Annotated in this window: 18 protein-coding genes; 5 read left to right on the plus strand and 13 right to left on the minus strand. The window is 43.9% G+C overall.

Annotation, left to right across the window (positions count from 1 at the left end):
- Window positions 1-85: 85 nt before the first annotated feature.
- Complete coding sequence (locus AC6H04_RS06080) at window positions 86-661, minus strand: TetR/AcrR family transcriptional regulator (RefSeq protein ID WP_497570846.1); 576 nt, start codon at window positions 659-661, stop codon at window positions 86-88.
- Between the two features lie 199 nt (window positions 662-860).
- Here AC6H04_RS06080 and nrdI point away from each other — a divergent pair, with 199 nt between their 5' ends.
- Both nrdI and AC6H04_RS06090 read left to right on the plus strand, forming a co-directional pair.
- On the plus strand, window positions 861-1328 hold the full coding sequence (gene nrdI, locus AC6H04_RS06085) for a class Ib ribonucleoside-diphosphate reductase assembly flavoprotein NrdI (RefSeq protein WP_497570847.1): 468 nt from the start codon (window positions 861-863) through the stop codon (window positions 1326-1328).
- A gap of 12 nt (window positions 1329-1340) precedes the next feature.
- Window positions 1341-2093 carry a nitroreductase family protein gene (locus AC6H04_RS06090; protein ID WP_497570848.1) on the plus strand — a complete coding sequence of 251 codons (753 nt, stop codon included), beginning with the start codon at window positions 1341-1343 and terminating at the stop codon, window positions 2091-2093.
- 66 nt (window positions 2094-2159) lie between these two features.
- Here AC6H04_RS06090 and AC6H04_RS06095 read toward each other — a convergent pair whose 3' ends face one another.
- From AC6H04_RS06095 to AC6H04_RS06105, 3 genes are all read right to left on the minus strand, one after another.
- A complete protein-coding gene (locus AC6H04_RS06095) occupies window positions 2160-3317 on the minus strand; it encodes an MDR family MFS transporter (RefSeq protein WP_497570849.1) in 1158 nt (385 codons plus the stop codon).
- Complete coding sequence (locus AC6H04_RS06100) at window positions 3314-4342, minus strand: zinc-binding alcohol dehydrogenase family protein (protein WP_497570850.1); 1029 nt, start codon at window positions 4340-4342, stop codon at window positions 3314-3316. Before AC6H04_RS06100 ends, AC6H04_RS06095 begins: the two co-directional genes overlap by 4 nt.
- A gap of 344 nt (window positions 4343-4686) precedes the next feature.
- The gene (locus tag AC6H04_RS06105; RefSeq protein WP_497570851.1) at window positions 4687-5478 is read right to left on the minus strand and encodes an Ig-like domain-containing protein; all 792 of its coding nucleotides are present in this window, start codon (window positions 5476-5478) and stop codon (window positions 4687-4689) included.
- A 280-nt stretch (window positions 5479-5758) separates the two neighbouring features.
- On the opposite strand from AC6H04_RS06105, the gene AC6H04_RS06110 reads away from it, so the two are divergent.
- The 3 genes from AC6H04_RS06110 to AC6H04_RS06120 all read left to right on the plus strand — a co-directional run bounded on the left by AC6H04_RS06110 (window position 5759) and on the right by AC6H04_RS06120 (window position 11300).
- Complete coding sequence (locus tag AC6H04_RS06110) at window positions 5759-6790, plus strand: LacI family DNA-binding transcriptional regulator (RefSeq protein WP_497570852.1); 1032 nt, start codon at window positions 5759-5761, stop codon at window positions 6788-6790.
- Window positions 6791-7081: 291 nt separating this feature from the next.
- The gene (locus AC6H04_RS06115) at window positions 7082-9034 is read left to right on the plus strand and encodes a sugar MFS transporter (protein ID WP_497570853.1); all 1953 of its coding nucleotides are present in this window, start codon (window positions 7082-7084) and stop codon (window positions 9032-9034) included.
- Window positions 9035-9086: 52 nt separating this feature from the next.
- Window positions 9087-11300, plus strand: coding sequence for an alpha-galactosidase (locus AC6H04_RS06120; RefSeq protein ID WP_497570854.1), 2214 nt, complete (start codon window positions 9087-9089; stop codon window positions 11298-11300).
- 84 nt (window positions 11301-11384) lie between these two features.
- Here AC6H04_RS06120 and AC6H04_RS06125 read toward each other — a convergent pair whose 3' ends face one another.
- The 9 genes from AC6H04_RS06125 to AC6H04_RS06165 form a co-directional block, all read right to left on the minus strand.
- A complete protein-coding gene (locus AC6H04_RS06125) occupies window positions 11385-11636 on the minus strand; it encodes a hypothetical protein (RefSeq protein ID WP_497570855.1) in 252 nt (83 codons plus the stop codon).
- 11 nt (window positions 11637-11647) lie between these two features.
- On the minus strand, window positions 11648-12175 hold the full coding sequence (locus AC6H04_RS06130; protein WP_497570856.1) for a shikimate kinase: 528 nt from the start codon (window positions 12173-12175) through the stop codon (window positions 11648-11650).
- Window positions 12175-13038: a prephenate dehydrogenase gene (locus AC6H04_RS06135; RefSeq protein WP_497570857.1), complete on the minus strand. Its 864-nt coding sequence runs from the start codon at window positions 13036-13038 to the stop codon at window positions 12175-12177. The genes AC6H04_RS06130 and AC6H04_RS06135 overlap by 1 nt, the downstream gene beginning before the upstream one ends.
- A gap of 13 nt (window positions 13039-13051) precedes the next feature.
- Window positions 13052-14338 carry a 3-phosphoshikimate 1-carboxyvinyltransferase gene (gene aroA / locus AC6H04_RS06140; protein ID WP_497570858.1) on the minus strand — a complete coding sequence of 429 codons (1287 nt, stop codon included), beginning with the start codon at window positions 14336-14338 and terminating at the stop codon, window positions 13052-13054.
- Window positions 14339-14351: 13 nt separating this feature from the next.
- Window positions 14352-15518 (minus strand): chorismate synthase, encoded by a 1167-nt coding sequence (gene aroC / locus AC6H04_RS06145; protein ID WP_497570859.1) that lies wholly within the window; start codon window positions 15516-15518, stop codon window positions 14352-14354.
- 15 nt (window positions 15519-15533) lie between these two features.
- On the minus strand, window positions 15534-15857 hold the full coding sequence (locus AC6H04_RS06150) for a chorismate mutase (protein ID WP_497570860.1): 324 nt from the start codon (window positions 15855-15857) through the stop codon (window positions 15534-15536).
- 367 nt (window positions 15858-16224) lie between these two features.
- Window positions 16225-17370, minus strand: a complete 1146-nt coding sequence (folP, locus tag AC6H04_RS06155) for a dihydropteroate synthase (RefSeq protein WP_497570861.1) — start codon at window positions 17368-17370, stop codon at window positions 16225-16227.
- 3 nt (window positions 17371-17373) lie between these two features.
- A complete protein-coding gene (locus AC6H04_RS06160; RefSeq protein ID WP_497570862.1) occupies window positions 17374-17958 on the minus strand; it encodes a non-canonical purine NTP pyrophosphatase in 585 nt (194 codons plus the stop codon).
- Window positions 17951-19273, minus strand: coding sequence for a bifunctional folylpolyglutamate synthase/dihydrofolate synthase (locus tag AC6H04_RS06165; protein ID WP_497570863.1), 1323 nt, complete (start codon window positions 19271-19273; stop codon window positions 17951-17953). The genes AC6H04_RS06160 and AC6H04_RS06165 overlap by 8 nt, the downstream gene beginning before the upstream one ends.
- Window positions 19274-19276 lie beyond the last annotated feature (3 nt).

The raw sequence follows: 19276 nt of genomic DNA on the forward strand, positions 1-19276 counted from the left end.
GAACTTTTCGGAATAGGCTTTATTGGCGTTAAATTCTGGAATCTACCGAGTTTTGTCACAGCTTCCTATTTTTTGAACACCACTATTAAATGCCCTGAGTTGGATTCAAAACAAATTCCTGCAGTCGATCGCCAAACTGAATCACGGAATCGTTTTTACCATGCCGTAATTGCCAAAGTAAAAATAACATCACGTTACTGGCGTAAAGATCGCTCAAATAATCTAACGGTAAATCAATCTCACTTGGCAAGTCTACGTGCTGGAAATACTGGTAGGCTGTTGTGCGCAAAATCCGCTTGAAGTTGCGTTCTAGATCCGCCGTTTCAGTGTGAATATCAAACAGCTGCAACAGGATCTCGCGGTATTGAGTCAGCGCAAGAATCAGCACTTTAACGGTATTGGAGCCAATTTCTGGTGTATGTATACTAAACCGCTGATCCACAATTTTCCGGAAAACTTCCGTGTATTCTGCGACTAATTTCTCCAGCAAATCATATTTATCGTAATAATGACTATAAAAAGTTGACCGGCCAATACGTGCTCGTTTACTGATATCTTGCACTGTCATGGTCTTGAATCCCTTTTCTTTGAGTAAACCAAAGAAAGCTCGTGTAATTTGTTCGTTTGTCCGCCGAACCCTTAAATCCTGTTTCTCTGCCATTCTCTCACCTCTATAATCATTAACTATCTCTGCTATGATATATCTATCATAATTGACAAGCACACAAATCACAAAACTTCTGCTGCTTGCTTTCAATCCTATATATGGCTAAAATTAACTGATAATACTACCAGTATGTATCATCTATACGATTAACACAACATCTACCATTATATCGATAATTTGGAGGAAAAACACTATGGATCCCATACGAATTTTATTTATTTCAATTGAGGGGAATACGCGTAACTTTGTTGAACACTTAACCCGCTATGCATTCGCGCAACACGTCAAAAATAAGGGCTTACCAGAAATTGAAGCAACCGAAATTTCAGAACAGACTGATTTCGCTGATGAAACAAAGCCCTTCTTCTGCTTCGTTCCCACTTATCTGGATGGTGGTAACGGTATCGATAATGGTGTTAAGGAACTAATGACGAACGTGATGGGAGAATACATCGATTACCACGACAATGCAAAACAACTGATTGGTGTTGTTGGCAGCGGTAATAAAAATTTCAATGAACAGTATTGTCTCACTGCACGTCGATATTGTGAAAAATTTGACGCTCCATTTATCGATGACTACGAACTACGTGGGGTCCCTGCTGATGAAGCACGGGTGTACAAAAAACTAGTTGAACGACTTCAATTTTTGAACTTATAAGGAGACGATATTTTGTCTAACGATATTTTAACGCTACTTAATCAACATCGCAGTATTCGCCAATTTACCGACCAACCGCTGACTAACGACGAAATTACCACTTTAGTAGCAGCTGCTCAACACGCTGCTACGAGTACCTTCGCCCAGCAATACAGCATCATCAGTATTACTGACCCAGCCATCAAACAAGAACTGGGAGATATTACTGGTCACCACTGGCTGGAAAAAAGCGGCCACTACTTCATGTTAGTTGCCGATCAGCACCGGAATTTGAAAATTGCTGAAGCTGCTCATGCCGATACGACAATTCTACGTTCCTTCGACAAGTTTCTCGCCAGCACCTTCGACGTTGCTATCGCAGCCGAAGCCATTGTGACTGCTGGTGAAAGTATTGGCTTAGGCAGCACGATTATGGGCAGTATTTTGAACCATTCACAGCGGATCATCACGTTATTAAACTTGCCAGAACTGACTTTTCCACTGTTGGGAATTGCCATTGGTCATCCGGCAGAACAACCTGGTTTAAAGCCACGATTACCGCAACCGCTCATGCACTTCAGTAATCAGTATGCGCTGCCAGCTGATTTTGATGCACAATTAGCAGCCTATGACAAGACAACGGCTGACTACTACGCTCACCGTAACAGTCATCTGAAAAACACCACTTTCAGTCAGCACATTGTTCAAGAACTGCAGCGCGATCCTAAGCTGCGGGCCGAACTTCTTCAGGTGATTAAACAACAGGGATTTAAGGTAGATTTGTAGGGTACAAAAATTAACCCAAATCAAAAAATTAGTCAGTTTTTCTATTTGAAGAAACTGACTAATTTTTTACTCAGATAATCGCCGATGGCTGATCAATACACCACCAAGTGACAGCAGCATGGCTAAGCCCACGCATAAAAACAGCGCCCGATAGCTGAAGTAGTCAATCATCAAGCCACCAAACAGCGGCCCAATCGCCCTGCCAAGGGAAATCGCTACGTTATACATGCCTTGGTATTTTCCCTTACTTCCGTTTTCCGCTAGACCGTCAATCCAAGCTGGCAAACCTGGAAAACCAATCATTTCACCAATCGTCAAAACGATCATAATGATTACAAAGGCAGAATACTGACTGGCAAAGATCAGGCCAAAAAACGACAGGGCAAAAATAGAAACGCCGAGTCCAACCTGAGTCGCCAATCGATGACTACTAAATAATCGGTTCATCACTGGCTGTCCAAACACGATTAAAAAGCCGTTCATGGTCCACAAGAAGCTATAATCCTTAAATTGAATGTGCAGATTCGTCATGTGCACCGACAGGACACTTTCCCAAAGTGAATAACTGGCATAGATGGCAAAAACCATTATGCAGATCCACCAAATCACTTGTAAGTTTATCTTGGGAACCTGCCCGTTTTCCTGACGCTCACTCTTTGAACTATTTACATCAACTTTAAATTCAGTCACCATGAGCCCAAAAAGTAAAATATAGCACAGCGTTGTTACCGCAAAAACGACGGTCACACCATAATCCAGCAAATAACCTACCAGTAATGTTCCGATGACCACACCAACGTTTAATGCAATATACATCAAGTTAAAAACTTTACGGATCGACGTACTTTTGATGGTCGCCGCAAACGAATTGCCAACGGTCAAACTGATACCATCACCAAAACCGACGATCACAAGTAGAATTGCGAAGATCGGCCACCCATGGAAAAAGATTAGTAGAATCATTCCCACAAGTGATATGCCAGCACCCAGTATCCCCGTTAAATAGGGTGACCAGCGATCAAACAAAATACCACCAACGTAATTACCCACCATCATCATTAACGACATGATCAGCAACACAGCACCTGCAGTAGTAAGTGATTCGCCGAGTGTTTTATTCATGTATACCGTTGTTAGCGGCCACATAAAGGCTGCACCGGTGTTTAGCATTAAGTTAGCAATGAAAAGTGCGGGCAAACGAACTTCTTTTCTAGTGGCAATCATTTCTGATCACTCTGGTCTTCTGCTGGCGCATTAAATTCACCAGTTAAGACCAGCTTACCGTGAATTTTGCCTTGACTGACCAGTTCGTGAGCATGAGTTAGACTCTCTGCGTTAATACCATCCGTTAAAACTTTAGTGAGCGTGGTAGTTAGCACACCCTGATCAAGTAGACGAGCAATCAGCTGCAAAGTCTTCCCCTGACTATTGACGTTGTAATCCGCATCACTTTTCGCAAACATGTACTCCCAATCAAAACTGGCAGCCTTATTTTTAATTTTATACAGCGGTAAATCTACCGGACTGCCGACAATCGAGCCAATGTGTCCGAAAGGCTTAACCAATTCGGCAGCTAAATCAAAGTAGTCTGCAGGATTATACAAGATAGCGATCCCATCCAGTGACGTATAGCCTAAGTCATGGATTTCCCTTAATAAATCTTCATGGTAATCCAAGGGATGATCTACCTTATTTTCTTTTAACCAATCAAAATGCTTAGGACTGCTGGTTGCTAAAACGGTAATGCCAGCCCAGTGCGCCAGCTGCGACATGATAGATCCCACACCGCCAGCACCGTTGATAATCAATAGGGTACGTTTTTGATTCTGATTAGCCTTACCCACAAACTGCATTTTTTCAAATAATAGCTCATAAGCAGTTAAAGCTGTTAGCGGCATGGCAGCAATCTCGGCTGCAGTTAACGACCGTGGTGCCAAACTGGCTAGTCGTTCATCCACTAGCTGATACTCAGCATTGGCACCAGCAACCTGAGAACTGCCGGCATAAAAGATCCGGTCGCCAACCTTGAACTTGGTGACCTCTTTACCCGTTTCAACCACTTTGCCGACCGCATCATAACCCAGTATTTTGGGTGCGGTGCTTTCGTTAACAGCCTCTTTCAGCTTAGTATCCACCGGATTAACCGACACGGCGTCCACCTGAACCAACACTTGATTAGAACTTGCGGTGGGTTTCGGTAACGTGATATTAATTAACTGCTGATCTGCAGTTGCACCAATAGCTTTCATATTATGATACGCTCCCCTCTGATTTCTTGACCTAAACTGATTGTACCAAACAAAGACGTGTAAGCAAGCAATTAGGGGGCTTGCGTAGGCTGTTTAATATTTCAATTTAGTCAAAACATTCCACAACTCAGCTTCCGGCCAAAAAACACAAAAAACTATTCCGACAAAGAACGCCGAAATAGTTTTTTGTGTTTCTATCGAGTTTTGAAACATGTTTCAAAACGTGTTCAAACAAGCAAAGAGTTGCATATAAGGGTTCGAAACAAAAATTCCCTAAAGATCAGGAAATTTCCGTTTCGAACCCTTATACTCCACTCTTTAAACGCTTGTTTTCACACTCTATATTATTGTAATTTAAACGTATAGTGCCCAGCTGGTGCTTTACCAACTGAAGTGTTGATCACTTGGTTCTTGCTGTTTACTAGAACAAATTGCTTCTTGCTAGAAAAACGCATGTAGAAGGTCGACTTGGCACCGCCCTTAGCAGTGGCACTGATCTTCCAGAAACCAGGTGTTTTAGCATCAACGCTGTAACGTGCATTCTTCAAAACGTGAGTTGATTTCTTACCTTGGTAAGTATATTCATTCAAACCAGTCTTTTGGCTGAAAGTAAACTTCATCGTCCAGCCTTTGTTACTGGTTGACTTCCAAGTACCTGTTGGTGTGCTTGGTGTATTTGATTTTGAAGTGGTCTTTGAGGTTGTTTTTGAAGTCGTCTTAGAAGATGTGTTCTTCTTGGTTGAAGTTGTCTTCTTAGTCGTAGTCTTTGATGACGCAGTTGCTTGAACCGTCATGATTCGGTAGAAGTAATGACCATTAGAAGCCTTGGCGTAAACGTAAAGCTTAGTGCCTGCCTTTTGCTTAGCTGGCAACTTTACAGTGTATTTACCGGTAGTTTTGGATGCTGTTGAGCTGGCAATTTGTTTCTTCTTGCTGTTTTCAACAATGACTTTAACACCCTTGCTGGCCTTACCTGATACTGATGTTGAGCTTGAATAAATTTTGTTGATTGACAGGCTAGGACTGCCTGCAGCAACGGTTGTCTTAGCTGATGCCTGAGTCTGCGTCATGGCGCCGGCTCCCAGCAAGCTAAATGCAGCAATTAAGCTACCTGATAAAACGACTAATTTCTTCATTTGTGTCTCTCCTTGTGTATATCCGCCTTGACTAGCGAATTCTAATAGCATTGATGAGTATAACCTGTTCGTCATGAGGTTGCTAGTGATTACGACAAGGTTTTAGGAGTTTTTAATATCTTTTTGGAAACAGCGATGATTTTTATTTAATTTATCCTTATCGAAATACTTGAAATTGATATGGCACATAAAGGTATTTCTTTTACCAGATTAAGAAACGTTGTATAATAATATCAAATGTTTAATTCGTTTAATAAATTTTTAGAAAGCGTGACGTGCAATGCCAACTATTAGAGAAATTGCAAAACTGGCTAATGTCTCACCAGGAACGGTATCACGGGCATTAAATCCAAACAAGAAACAAGCAGTTGCCTCTGAAACAATCGAAAAAGTTAAAAAGATTGCTGCTGAAGTTGGTTATGAGCCCGTTCAGCACAAAGATACCAGCAACCATGTACTGACATGCGCTCTGATTACAACGTTAACGTTGCAAGAAGAAACCGAAGATGAATATTGGCACTTTATCCGAAAGGGCATCTACGAAACCGCCGCCAAAGAATCAGTTGCAATTCAAAATATTTTTCGAATTCAAAACGGCATTAAACCCAGTGTCGTTGCTGACTTTGATGCCGTTATCATCTTAGGGTCGTTGTCTTCAAATGCCATTATGAGATTTAAAGCTTATAACAAAAACATCGTCATCATTGATGATGTCAAAAGCGATGATAGCAATGTCGATACCATTGGCACTAATTTATATGCTTTAACACGTATGGCTTTGGATAAATTAAGCGCGGATACTGATGGTCCAATCGCCTTTATTGGTGGTAACCGCTTAGAATTAAGAAGTAATGGATCAGTCGAAAAAATCGTTGATGATCCACGTACGTCTGCTTACCACGACTGGGCAGCAATCAGGCAACAGGAAGAGCTACTGAAGCTAACGTCTTGGTCCAGTCAGGCAGGTTTGACGGCGATTGAAGAATTATTAGTTGAATCTCAGGTAAAAATTGGCGCGCTATTAGTTGCCTCTGACCCACTGGCTATTGGTGTAATAAAGGGTCTCCGGGAACACAATATTATGCCTGGTAAGGACATATCGATCATTAGTTTTGACGGTATTAAGCTCGCTTCCTTCTTAACGCCGGTGTTAACAAGCATATGGCTGCCGAAAGAAGAACTGGGCATTACGGCTATTAATCAAATCAAAAATTTAGTCGCTACAAATCGTGACTGGTCAGTGCGAACAGAAATACCAGGACGATTCGGTAAAGGCGATACTTACCCAATCCATGATGAAACAGAAAAATAATTTTACAGAATTTAAAAACATCTAAGCTGTGTGACAAACTCGGTAGATGCCAGAATTTAACGTGAATAAAGCCTATTCCGTAAAACCGCGGAATAGGCTTTTTAATACCCCCAGATCTATTGATCTTTAATAGCATCTACTGAGATGCCTTTAAAATCAATTTAGTAAATCACTGTTAAACTTTAATGCAATAAAAAATAAATTTAATAAATATTATTGACATTTTATTTGAAAACGCTTACTTTTAGAACTGTAGATTATTGATTCTAACTTTATTAGGAGGCCTTTTCTATGGCAGACACTACGATGTCACCGTCAGACAAGCGTAAACGGATCACGTCTAGACTATCTTATTCATTTGGTGCGTTTGGACATGATATGTTTTATGCAACATTATCAACTTATTTCATTATGTTTGTTACTTCTCATTTATTTGATAAGAGCAGTGGTGGGCAAAATGCTCGGATGATTGGTTATATTACAACCATCATTATGATTTTAAGGTTCGTTGAATTAGTGATTGACCCATTTATCGGCAATACCATCGACAACACGGATACTCGTTGGGGTCACTTTAAGCCTTGGGTGGTTGCTGGTGGGACGGTTGGTTCCGTGATGTTAATCATCCTATTTACTAATATGGGCGGCCTAAACGTTTCCAACCCAATTTTATATTTGATTTTATTCGCGGTTTTCTACATTACCATGGATATCTTCTATTCGTTTAAGGACGTTGGCTTCTGGTCAATGATTCCTGCCATCTCTTTTGATTCTGCTGAACGTGAAAAAACCGCAACATTTGCTCGTGTTGGCTCCAACATCGGTGCTAACATCGTTGGAATCATCGTCATGCCACTGGTGTTATTCTTCTCCATCAACTCTAACAACGGCCAGGGCGATAACCGGGGCTGGTTCTTCTTTGCCGTGATCATTGGTTTAACTTCCTGGATTTCAGCAATCGCCGTTGGTTTGGGAACCAAGGAAAAACATTCTGAATTACGTGAAAACAAAGAAAAAACAACCTTCAAAGGCGTCTTCAAAGTTTTATTGAGTAACGACCAGTTAATGTGGATGGCATTGACTTACTGCTTATATACGACAGGAATCGCTATTTTAAACTCACTCGAACTATATTACTTTACGTATATCTTGGGGAAGCCTGCTGAGTTTAGTTTTTTGGCTTCGTTAAATGCAATTATTGGTATCTTCTCAGTATTGACCTTCCCTTCATTGGCACAAAAGTTTAGTCGTCGACGCGTATTCTTCCTCTCAATTATCGTCATGCTATTTGGGGTTTTGCTATTCTTCTTTGCCGGCAGTTCATTACCAATCGTTCTAACCGCTGCCGTTTTGTTCTACGTTCCTCAAACCTTGATCTTCTTAGTTGTACTGATGATTTTATCTGATTCTGTTGAATATGGACAACTCAAGAATGGGCACCGAGACGAGTCACTGACCCTTTCAGTTCGACCATTATTGGATAAATTTGGTGGTGCCGTTTCTAACGGTGTGGTTGGCTTAACTGCCGTTTGGGCTGGGATGACCAGTGGTGCATCTGCTAGTGATATCACGACGCACGGTCAAATGGTCTTTAAATTAATGATGTTTGGTGTCCCCGCCATTCTCATTTTGCTTGGCACATTTACTTTCTGGAAGAAAGTAACGCTTGATGAAAAAGAACACGCGGAAATTGTGGATGAACTAGAAAAGACCTGGCACAAGCACCTAAACAGTGATGCTGAGTCAATGAGTGACATCCGCGAAGACGTAAATGAGCAAACATTATCTTACGTCGCACCAGTTGATGGTGAAGTAGTCCCTCTAAACGGCGTTGGTGAAACTAACTTTGCCAGTGGCAAGATGGGTAAAGGATTTGCCATCAAACCAAGTGATGGTCACGTTTATGCACCCTTTGACGGTGTGATCGAAGCGACCTTCCCTACTCGGCATGCAGTTGGCTTAAAAGCTGCAAATGGCACGCTTAGTCTGATTCACATTGGTGTGGATACAGTGAAAATGCGTGGAACTGGTTTTGTCAGTCAAATTAAGAAGGGGCAAGCCGTTAAAAAAGGCGACCTGTTGATTGAATTCTCTCCACTGATTTTGAAAAAGGCCGGCTATGATGATACTGTGATGGCCGTGATTACCAATGGTGATAAGATCAGTAACTTCAATTGTTTGCAGCAAAGTGGCAACGTTAAACATGGCGACGAAGTTCTGAATCTCTCCGCGCCTACCGAATAAGCCATTTAAATCACTTAACCTCTAGGTGAATGAACAGAAAGGAGTTTAATGCATGGCAATCTTTGTTAATGACAACGTGTTTCACTTGCAAACGGCAAATATGAGCTACATCTTTTATGTCATGTCAAATGGTGAACTGGGTCAGCTATACTGTGGCAAACAAATTCCTGTTAAATCAAGCTACGTTAACTTAAGTACACGCGAAGAACGCGGCTCAATGCCTGCTTTAACACTTGATCAACCTGATTTTCAACTGGAAATGCTCAAGCAGGAGTATGCGGACCTTGGTACCGGCGATTTTAGGTATCCCGCTTATCAAATCGAAGAACCAAACGGCAGTCGGATTTCTGAATTCCGGTTCAGCAAATATGAACTGACCACTGGAAAGAGCCGCTTACCAGAGATGCCGTCAACCTTTGATGATACCAACGATGATGCTCAGACCCTAACCATTGTCCTAACTGATAAAGTAACGGCAATGACGTTAAAGCTGAACTATACTATCTTTCCGCATCAGGACATTCTGATACGTAGCAGCAAATTTGAAAATAATGGTCAGCAGCCGGTAACTCTAACGGCCGCTTATAGCAGCGAACTGGATTTACCAGATGCCTCATACGACATGATTCAGTTTTCTGGTGCTTGGACCCGGGAACGTCAGTTGATTCGGACGCCATTACGAAGTGGCGTTCAAAGCATTAGTAGTTTACGTTACGCATCCAGCCACCAACAAAACCCGTTCTTCATCTTAGCAAGACCACAGACAACTGATGACCAGGGAGAAGCATTCGGTTTCAACCTGGTTTACTCTGGTAACTTTATGGATCAGGTTGAAGTTGATCACTATGATACCACCCGAATTTTAGTTGGTATCAATCCAAACGAGTTTTCTTGGCAAATTGATGCTGGCAAAACATTCCAAACTCCAGAATCAATCATGAGTTATACGTCAAACGGGATGAATCAATTGAGTCAGCAAATGGCAGATTTTTATCAGAAACACTTGGTTAACCCCCGTTTTTCGCAGAAGCAGCGACCAATCGTAATCAATAACTGGGAAGCCACCTACTTCGACTTTGATGAGGAAAAACTGCTGAAAATCGTGAAAAAAGCGAAGCAGCTCGGCATTGAAATGTTTGTCCTCGACGATGGCTGGTACGGCCACCGGAATAATGACCGGAGTTCACTGGGCGACTGGTTTGAAAACCCGAAGAAATTTCCAAAGGGGTTAGCACACCTAGTCACCCAAGTCCACGACATGGACATGAAATTTGGTTTGTGGTTTGAACCAGAAATGATTTCCATTGACAGTACGCTCTATGAGCAGCACCCAGATTGGTTGATTGCCGCACCTAACCGGCAAAAGACGCCAAGCCGCAACCAGTTTGTCTTAGATTTAAGCCGGCCTGAAGTAGTCGATTACGTTTTCCAGATGGTCGGTAATATGATCAAGAAAACGGGCTTAGACTACATCAAATGGGACATGAATCGAAACATTACCGATATGTTTGGTCAAAAATTGCCACCTCATCAGCAACAGGAGATGGGTCATCGGTACATGTTAGGCGTTTATCAGCTATACGAACGTGTAACTACTGCCTTTCCAGACGTTTTAATCGAGTCTTGTGCAGCCGGTGGTGGTCGCTATGACCTAGGCATGATGTATTACGCACCGCAAGCATGGGTCAGCGATGATACCGATGCTGTTGAACGTTTGAAGATTCAGTTTGGAACTTCATACGGCTACCCGCAAACTATGATGGGCGCCCACGTTTCTGCTGTCCCTAATGAACAAACTGGACGGGTAACGCCATTTGATACTCGCGGAAACGTCGCCTTCTTTGGCGATTTAGGCTATGAACTCGACATCACCAAGTTAACTGAAGAGGAACAGCAACAGGTCGCCTCACAAGTTGCTTTTTACAAACAATACCGGCAGTTATTCCAATTTGGCAAGTTTTATCGAATTGATAGTCCCTTCGAAAAACAAGGCAATATCGTCAGTTGGGAAGTCGTCAGTGCGGATCAGCAAAAAGCCGTTGCTGGCTGGTATCAAATCCTGAATCATCCTAACGGTCCATACCAACGGTTAAAGTTTCGGGGATTGATTCCTGATCAGTTATATACCGTTAATCAACTCACCGAAAAATTTTACGGTGCTGAATTAATGAACGCTGGCCTAATGTTGCATCCTGACACGATGCAAGGTGCTTCAGATGGTGATTATAAGTCACAGATCTTCATCGTTAACGCAGTCCAAAACTAATCGTCACTAAAAAACGACTAGTCATAGATTTCCAAAATGGAAATTTATGACTAGCCGTTTTTGTCTACCTTAACAGCGTCAAAACTACTTAACCAACGTTATTCGATACTGCCGCCCATTAGCCTCAAAAGGTTCGGATATTAATTGATCAGGTTTAAAATACACTTCAATTTTTTGATACACTTTACCATCGCTGTCTACCAGTTCTAAATGAACGCCGTACTGGTTCTCTCGAAACGGGCTTTTATTAACCAGATAATTGATTCCCGTACCATCACTGTAACGCTGACGCTTCATCTGATCCAATTTACCTAACGAAATACTAATTAATTCCATCTTGAACTCACCTATACTGCATCGTGACTGTGATTTTTAAAATGAACGTTTGCTAAAATTACATCAACAACTTCGGCCGGTGTCAGATCATCCGTATCAATTTCCACATCGCTCACTTCATGGTACCTGGCATCCCGCTTTTGCTTCAGACCAAGTAAGCCATCTACGCCAAGTTCTTTGACCAGTGGCCGCTGTCCATCATCCGATAGCCGGGACAAAACCGTCTCCGGCTTAACGTTGAGTAGAATAACCGGCACATCGCTTTTACGTAACAGCTCATAGTTTGCCGTTTGAATTGGTGTGCCACCACCAGTTGATAAAATACCTTTACTGTTCACAAGTGTATCGGCTAAGACGTCGTGTTCCAGTTGGCGAAAGGCAGCCTCACCTTCATCGTCAAAAATTTGTTGAATCGTTTTGCCAGCACGTTCCACAATCACGTCATCCAAATCCCGATGAGTGAGGTGCAGCCGTTGGGCTAACAGCTCGCCGACAGTGGTTTTACCACTACCCATGAAGCCAACTAAAATCGCTCTCATTATTTCTCCTCTCCTTGATCTAAACGTTCTCTAACTGTCTTGGCATGTGCAAAGAATTGGTAAATTTTTTCGGTATCGTGCGTTTCAATGGCTGCTTGAATCTGCTTTAACTGATCCATATAAGTTGTCAGCTGTTCACTAATGGCCTCAGAGTTGCTTAGCATGATGGCTGTCCACATGGTCGGGTCAGCACCGGCAATTCGGGTCGTACTCTTGAATCCACCCGCAGCGGCACTGAGTCCGACTGAGTCATGTTTTAACTGGTGATCAGCGGTATTAACCAGGTTGGCTGCTAACACGTGCGGTACGTGGCTAATCTCGCTCACTAAGCCATCATGTGCCTCCGCTGACACATTCACCCAGCGTAATTTTGCCGGCTTGAGACAGGCTTTAAATTGCGCTGTTTGCGCCACCGTCTGCGAACCATCGACCATAAAATATGTAGCATTATCAAATAAATCTTCTCGGCCAGCTCGACCACCCGTTTTGTGGGAACCGGCCATAGGATGTCCGCCCATGAAGCCGATGTGTTGCTGCTGTAAAAGCTGTGAAGCGGCCATGACCTGCGTCTTAGTGCTGCCAACATCTGTCACCAGCACGCCTGGTTTTAATTTTACATTAGCTAGTCGCGCTAATTGATCAATAATCACTGAAACTGGGCCAGCGAGCACAATGATATCCGCGCGTGACGCTGCGTTTAACAGTGTCACCCGTTCATCAATGATCCCCTGACCCAGCAGAAACTGGCTGGTATCATCGTTGGGGTCGTCCCCCAAAATCGTTGGCTGGACCTCACTTTTCTTCATGATGCGAGCCAATGAGCTGCCTATCAGCCCCAAACCGCTTATCAATACCGTTGTCATGCCAATCACCTCATTACAGTAGTTTGTCTAGATCATCGAAAAATTCTGGATAGGAAATTCGGACACTGTCAGCCCCCTGCAACTGCAAAGGCTGATCAACCAGCAACGCTGCAATTCCAAGTACCATCCCGATTCGGTGGTCATCATGGGCATCCAAGACGGGATCCACAACGTGCCAAGGCTTGCGACCATCAATAACAAAACCATCTGATAATTCTTCAATATCGATGCCTAGCTTCTTAAATTCAGTCACAATAGCACTAATACGGTCAGTTTCTTTGACCCTTAACTCTTCGGCACCCGTGATTCGACTGATACCATTAGCCTTGGCAGCTAAAAGTGCCACTAATGGTAGTTCATCAATCACTGCTGGAATTTGTTCCTTACCAATATTGATGGGCTTTAAATCCGCTGAACGAATCGTGAGGTCACCAATGGGTTCCCCAGTCGTCGGTTCAGATTCAACCGAAATATCGCCACCCATAGCGTTTAAAATAGCCAGTAAACCAGTCCGGGTTTTATTCAGGCCAACATCCTTTAATGTAATTTGAGAACCTGGCACAAGACTCGCTGCCGTCATAAAGAAGGCAGCTGATGACATATCACCAGGAACTGTCATTGATTGACCCTTTAGCTGTGGTTGCGGCTGAACGGTGATGGTTAACCCATCATCCGCCGTAGAAATCGCGCCACCAAAAGCCGTCAACATCCGCTCCGTATGATCCCGAGTCGGTAATAGTTCCGTCAACGTTGAGAGTTCATCTGCCTGCAACGCGGCTAGAATCAGCGCGCTTTTCACCTGCGCACTAGCCACTTTGAGCTGATAATCAACCGCGTGTAATTTTTGCCCGTTAATGGTCACCGGTAAATGCCCATCTGTAGTGGTAATGTCAGCGCCCATGGCTGCCAGCGGATCGCTCACCCGTCGCATAGGCCGTTTGGATAAGGAGGCATCCCCCATCAAGGTCGTACTGAATGGCTGACCAGCCAGTAAGCCCATAATCAGACGGGTGGTGGTCCCAGAATTCCCCATATCAAGAGGATCCTTGCTAGGTTTCAAACCGTGCAAACCAACACCATGGACCGTCACCGTTGTCCCTTCACGTTCAATCGGCACACCCAACTGCTGAAAAGCGGCTAACGTTGATAAGCAGTCTGCGGAAGTCAGAAAATGCGTCAGTGTAGTAGTTCCTTCACTGATTGCCCCCAACATAATGCCACGGTGAGAAATACTCTTATCACCAGGAACTGTCAATTCACCATGTAATCCTTCTGCTGGTTGACTTTTTAGTGTTCTCAAGACTGATACCCCCTTAGTAGTTTTCCAATTCTTCTCGGTAAGCCTTTAACTGCGCCTTTAAACGTACCATATTACTGCCGTCGAAGGTATCTGTGATGGCCTTGGCTAATTCAATGGCCACCACGCTTTCGATAACGATGGAAGCTGGCACGATGGCCGTGGTATCAGAACGCTCAACACTAGCCTTCTTGACTTCTTTGGTTTCAACATCGACACTTTGCAGTGGCTTGTAGAGCGTTGGAATTGGTTTCATTGCTGCTTTCACGATTACGGGCATCCCGTTAGTCATACCGCCTTCAAATCCGCCCAAATGATCGGATTCACGGGTAAAGCCCTCACCTTCGTGCCAATCAATTTCATCCATGACTTGGCTGCCAAAACTCGTGGCTGCCTTGAAGCCATCACCGATCTCAACGCCCTTCATGGCATTAACGCCCATGACCGCCGCTGCAATCTTGCCATCTAGCTTGGTATCCCAGCTAATGTAGCTGCCTAATCCAGCTGGTACGTTGGTGGCTACCACTCGAACGATTCCGCCAAGCGTGTCGCCGTCCTTCTTTGTTTGGTCGATCAGCATATGAATGTCGTCGACTTTGTTTGCCTGAACGATACGTAAATCATTTTGGCTAATCAAGTCCTTGATATGAGCAACATCTAATGGTGATTGATCATCCGCAGTAACCGGACCAATCTGCTGGACATAGCCCACAATATCGATTCCTAATTGCTGTAGAAACTGTTCACAGATGGCACCAATAGCGACTCGCATGGCTGTTTCTCGAGCACTAGAGCGTTCCAAAACGTTTCTCAAGTCACGGTGGTTGTACTTCATCCCACCAACCAAATCAGCGTGGCCTGGGCGTGGGCGTTCCACCGTTCGCAGTGAATTCTCCGCCGTTTCATCCGCCACGGGGTCCATAATCTTACCCCAATGTGCATGATCACGATTGTTCACCACTAGCGCAATGGGTGAGCCCATGGTCTTCTTGTGGCGAACACCACCAACAATGGTCACTTGATCGTGTTCAATTTTTTGGCGACTGCCACGACCATAGCCACCTTGTCGAGCAGCTAACTGGTCGTTAATAGCATCAATATCCAATAATAAGCCAGCCGGTAAGCCTTCAATAATGCCTGTCAGTTGCGGTCCGTGAGATTCTCCCGCTGTTAAGTAATTCATCTTGTATAGTCCCCTTTAGTGTGTTTGGTTAGTTTTAGTTAAGTAGTCTTGATAGTCCCTAGAGTTTTTCATGATGGTCGCAAAAATATTGCGCATATAGAGCTTCGTTTCCGGATTAGGATCCGTGCTTGTCACCCGGTCGAGTACCTGGTCTTCCCGGTTGTGATCCATAATCGGTAGATTGGCAGCTGCCTTAGCTTCATTTACCTTCGTGACGGCTTCAAAGCGTTGTGCTAAAAGTTTCACGATTTGGTCATCAATATCGTTGATCTGCTGACGAGCGGCAGTTAATTCGCTGGGTTGCCACGCGCCTGAATCATTTTCATTTGTTTCCATCATTTTAGTCACTCCTTAATTTTGGTACGAAAAAAGCCAGCTAGACAACCTAGCTGGCTTCATTGCTTCCTTTGTGGAATCAACCATGGTCCAGCTAGTATCTTCACGTCTAGCTGGCACGACAAATTGACGGCTTGCTTTAGACGCGAACGCGATTGCTTCAGCGTCCGCATTTAAAGCTGCGGACGCTAACTAAAGTAATAACCGTACCAATACGCATTAACTTGAGCTAACTGTGTCGTCATTGTCATTAATCCCTTCTCATTTAGATTGTTTTCATTAAAACATATTGAGAAATGTTAGTCAACATTTTATTGTATTCTCACTTTGTGAACTTTTATCCTGACAAGCAACGAGCCGGTCGAGATTGCTAGGCTAACCAATAACCCTGGTTGATACGATCAAGCAAGGTCACCATTTGGCGAGTTTCTTTCACATCGTGTACTCGAATAATTTTACCGCCCTTTTGCATCATGGCTACTTCACTCACTAACGTCATTGGTAACCGTTCATCTTTCTTTAAGCCCAATAGTTTCGCCATGTAACCCTTCCGCGAAACGGCCACCATCATCGGCCGCTCAAGGTCATTGAACTGGTCTGTGTTATTCATAATGACGTAATCTTGATCGTCATTTTTAACCTGAGCGTTAGCGTAGCCTAATCCTTGATCAATGGCGATACGGTCACGGTCAATTCCCGCTGCAGTGAGATCGTTTAAGTTATTCTCAAAGAACTGATGAGCTTCATCCGTCATGATTTTAAAGTCAAAGTTGCGACCATTCAGCATCGTCAATAAGCCCACATTAGATTGCGCCATCAGTTTTAGCTTGGCCGGATCATCCGTAAAGCTGTTCACATCGTTAATAATCGCTACACCAGCATCAATGGCAGCATCCATGACGGGTACTTTATAAGTATCGATGGCCAGTACCGCTTCAGGAAAACGACTGGCAATGGCTTTAATGTACGGAATCGTCCGTTCAATTTCAACTTCAGGTGTCACCTCAGTGTATCCTGGCCGCGTGGTTTGACCGTTGACTTCGATGACGTCTGCCCCCGCCTCTAGCATTTCCGAAACGTGAGCCAGCACCGTATCCATGGTCGTGTACCGACCGCCATCGTAAAACGAATCAGGCGTAATATTCATAATGCCGTAGATCATTGAGGTATCACGAAGTTTAAACCGTTTACCAGCAACCTGCCAATCTAAATCGTGCTTAGTCAAAATTCGCTTTAAGGTTTGTTCACCAGTATGATCATCCGAAAACCAAGTCGGCCAATGCTGAGTCAACAACCGCAGTGCGGGTAGTTTTAATAGACCAAAAACATCGCCGTCGCTCACCACCATCACAGCGTCTAATTGACGTAACCGTTTTTGCAGTTCCGTCTGCTCTGATACCGCAAGTGACGTAAAAAACAGCGCAATCAATCGTTGCTGCTGGGCCAGTTGGTATAAAGCTTGGCTCTGAAAATCAGTTGCTTCTTGAAACTGATTGGTCAATTCTCGAATTTGCATGGATCAAACTCCTCTCAATTCTGCCGCTAATTGCTTAGCTGCACGACCTCGATGGGTCAGTGGTAATCGTTTCTCATCAGACATTTCAGCCAATGTACCTTGCTGATGGGGTAAAATAAATAGTTTATCAAATCCGGTGGAATTCGTTCCGCGGGTTTGCGTTGCTATGGTACCACTAACGCGTCCAACTGCGGTCACTGGTGCTTGACTCGGCGCAATAGCCACCAACGTACTGACCATTGTCGCTCGACGGTCATCCTGGCCTTGCATTACGTTTAAAATCGTTTGGTTATCGCTATGAGACACGTCTCGATGCAGTTCCCGTTTGGTGGTAACGCCTAAATGTTCACCAAGTGCAGGGACTTCAATCCCGCTATCATCAGCGATAACACCCTTAGTCGTATGACTAGCCAAAAATTGAGCTTTATGTAATGCATTGGCCTCATAACTGTCGGTTTGCTCTGCCGGAAAATGCAATTTAGGCAGTTCATCCGTATAAGGAACTGCCTGAATGCCATAGAAGGCCAAACATTTAATCAAATCGCGTGTTTTAAATTCATTATTTGATGCAATCAGCCACTCAGTCATGATCAACCTCCATTGCCGCTAGTTTGCGAGCCACGTAAAAGGATCCAGCCACCACGATCATACCGTTTTTGGGCAGTGTTTCCCGAGCAGTTTGCATGGCTTGCGGCATACTAGCCATCACCTGAACATCAACTTTAGGGGAAATGATCCGTATCTGACTAGCCAACTCATCTCCGGGTAATGCCCGTTTGGGATTATCTGGTGTTACCGTCAGTACGTGATCCGCCAGTGGTAATAACAGTTGCAACATGGGTGTCACTGCCTTATCGGCTAAAAAGCCCACCACCCAAGTAAGTGAATACTGTTTTGCCAGCTGTTTTAGGCTATTTGTCAACGCCGTCATGCCATCCGGATTGTGGGCCACATCAACAACAATTAGTGGGTGTTGCGAGATAATAGACAGCCGATCTGGTAACTGAACCTGCTGCAAGCCAGTTCTCACAGCTTCATCCGTGATGCGAACATTGTGCCTTTTCAGCACCGCAATCGCCGTTAAAACGAGGGTTAAATTTTGAACCTGAAAGTCCCCAGCTACGTTCAACTTAAGCGCTGACCAGTCAAATATTTCACTATGTAGGTCAACCGTCATGCCGCTGAAACTGCGAGTTAAAACGGTGGCGGTTGTTTTCGGAGCTGTCAGGGAAACGCCCTGATTTTGCGCTTCTTTTTGCAGTACTTTGAACGCTTCTGGTTTCTGATCAGCCAGCGTCACCGCAGAAGTTCCTGGCTTAATGATCTTTGATTTTTGAATCGCAATCTTAGTCAGTGTATCCCCTAAGATCTGCATGTGGTCCATGGCAATCTTTGTAAACACCGTTAGTTGCGGCGCACTGATGGCGTTAGTGGCATCCGTTAAGCCACCCAGACCAGCTTCTAAAATCACGTAGTCAGCTCGTTGGTTACGATACCAAATAAGACTGATCAAGAACTGCCATTCAAAAATTGAAATGTCAGTGATAGACAATCCAAGTCGTTTCACCACTGGCTTAATTTCGTGATAGCTATCAATAAAGGCGGCTTCTGTGATCCACTGATGATTAAACTGAATTTGCTCCCGGTCGTTTAAAATAGCGGGGCTGTTAAACCGCCCCACTTGATAACCTTGCGCCTCCAAAATAGCACTTAACATTGCGCCAGTAGACCCCTTACCATTGGTGCCGGCAATGTGGATAACGTGGTAGTGCTGATCCGGATTGTCCAGAGCGGCCACAATTTTCCGCAATAACGGTACCCGGTTATTATCGCCCACTAACCGTGCTTGATTGAACTGATCAATTAATTGAACATACATTTCATGAACCGTATTTTGATTCATTGC

Source organism: Secundilactobacillus sp. MJ173, from assembly GCF_059704265.1.

Excerpts from the sequence above, each read along its gene's own strand:
- AC6H04_RS06125 (WP_497570855.1), bottom strand. The coding sequence starts at position 11,636 with ATGGAATTAATTAGTATTTCGTTAGGTAAATTGGATCAGATGAAGCGT.
- AC6H04_RS06135 (WP_497570857.1), bottom strand. The coding sequence starts at position 13,038 with ATGACAACGGTATTGATAAGCGGTTTGGGGCTGATAGGCAGCTCATTG.
- aroC (WP_497570859.1), bottom strand. The coding sequence starts at position 15,518 with ATGAATTACTTAACAGCGGGAGAATCTCACGGACCGCAACTGACAGGC.
- AC6H04_RS06150 (WP_497570860.1), bottom strand. The coding sequence starts at position 15,857 with ATGATGGAAACAAATGAAAATGATTCAGGCGCGTGGCAACCCAGCGAA.
- AC6H04_RS06165 (WP_497570863.1), bottom strand. The coding sequence starts at position 19,273 with ATGAATCAAAATACGGTTCATGAAATGTATGTTCAATTAATTGATCAG.
- folP (WP_497570861.1), bottom strand. The coding sequence starts at position 17,370 with ATGCAAATTCGAGAATTGACCAATCAGTTTCAAGAAGCAACTGATTTT.
- AC6H04_RS06095 (WP_497570849.1), bottom strand. The coding sequence starts at position 3,317 with ATGATTGCCACTAGAAAAGAAGTTCGTTTGCCCGCACTTTTCATTGCT.
- AC6H04_RS06120 (WP_497570854.1), top strand. The coding sequence starts at position 9,087 with ATGGCAATCTTTGTTAATGACAACGTGTTTCACTTGCAAACGGCAAAT.
- AC6H04_RS06105 (WP_497570851.1), bottom strand. The coding sequence starts at position 5,478 with ATGAAGAAATTAGTCGTTTTATCAGGTAGCTTAATTGCTGCATTTAGC.
- AC6H04_RS06130 (WP_497570856.1), bottom strand. The coding sequence starts at position 12,175 with ATGAGAGCGATTTTAGTTGGCTTCATGGGTAGTGGTAAAACCACTGTC.
- AC6H04_RS06115 (WP_497570853.1), top strand. The coding sequence starts at position 7,082 with ATGGCAGACACTACGATGTCACCGTCAGACAAGCGTAAACGGATCACG.
- AC6H04_RS06110 (WP_497570852.1), top strand. The coding sequence starts at position 5,759 with ATGCCAACTATTAGAGAAATTGCAAAACTGGCTAATGTCTCACCAGGA.
- AC6H04_RS06100 (WP_497570850.1), bottom strand. The coding sequence starts at position 4,342 with ATGAAAGCTATTGGTGCAACTGCAGATCAGCAGTTAATTAATATCACG.
- nrdI (WP_497570847.1), top strand. The coding sequence starts at position 861 with ATGGATCCCATACGAATTTTATTTATTTCAATTGAGGGGAATACGCGT.
- AC6H04_RS06080 (WP_497570846.1), bottom strand. The coding sequence starts at position 661 with ATGGCAGAGAAACAGGATTTAAGGGTTCGGCGGACAAACGAACAAATT.
- AC6H04_RS06160 (WP_497570862.1), bottom strand. The coding sequence starts at position 17,958 with ATGACTGAGTGGCTGATTGCATCAAATAATGAATTTAAAACACGCGAT.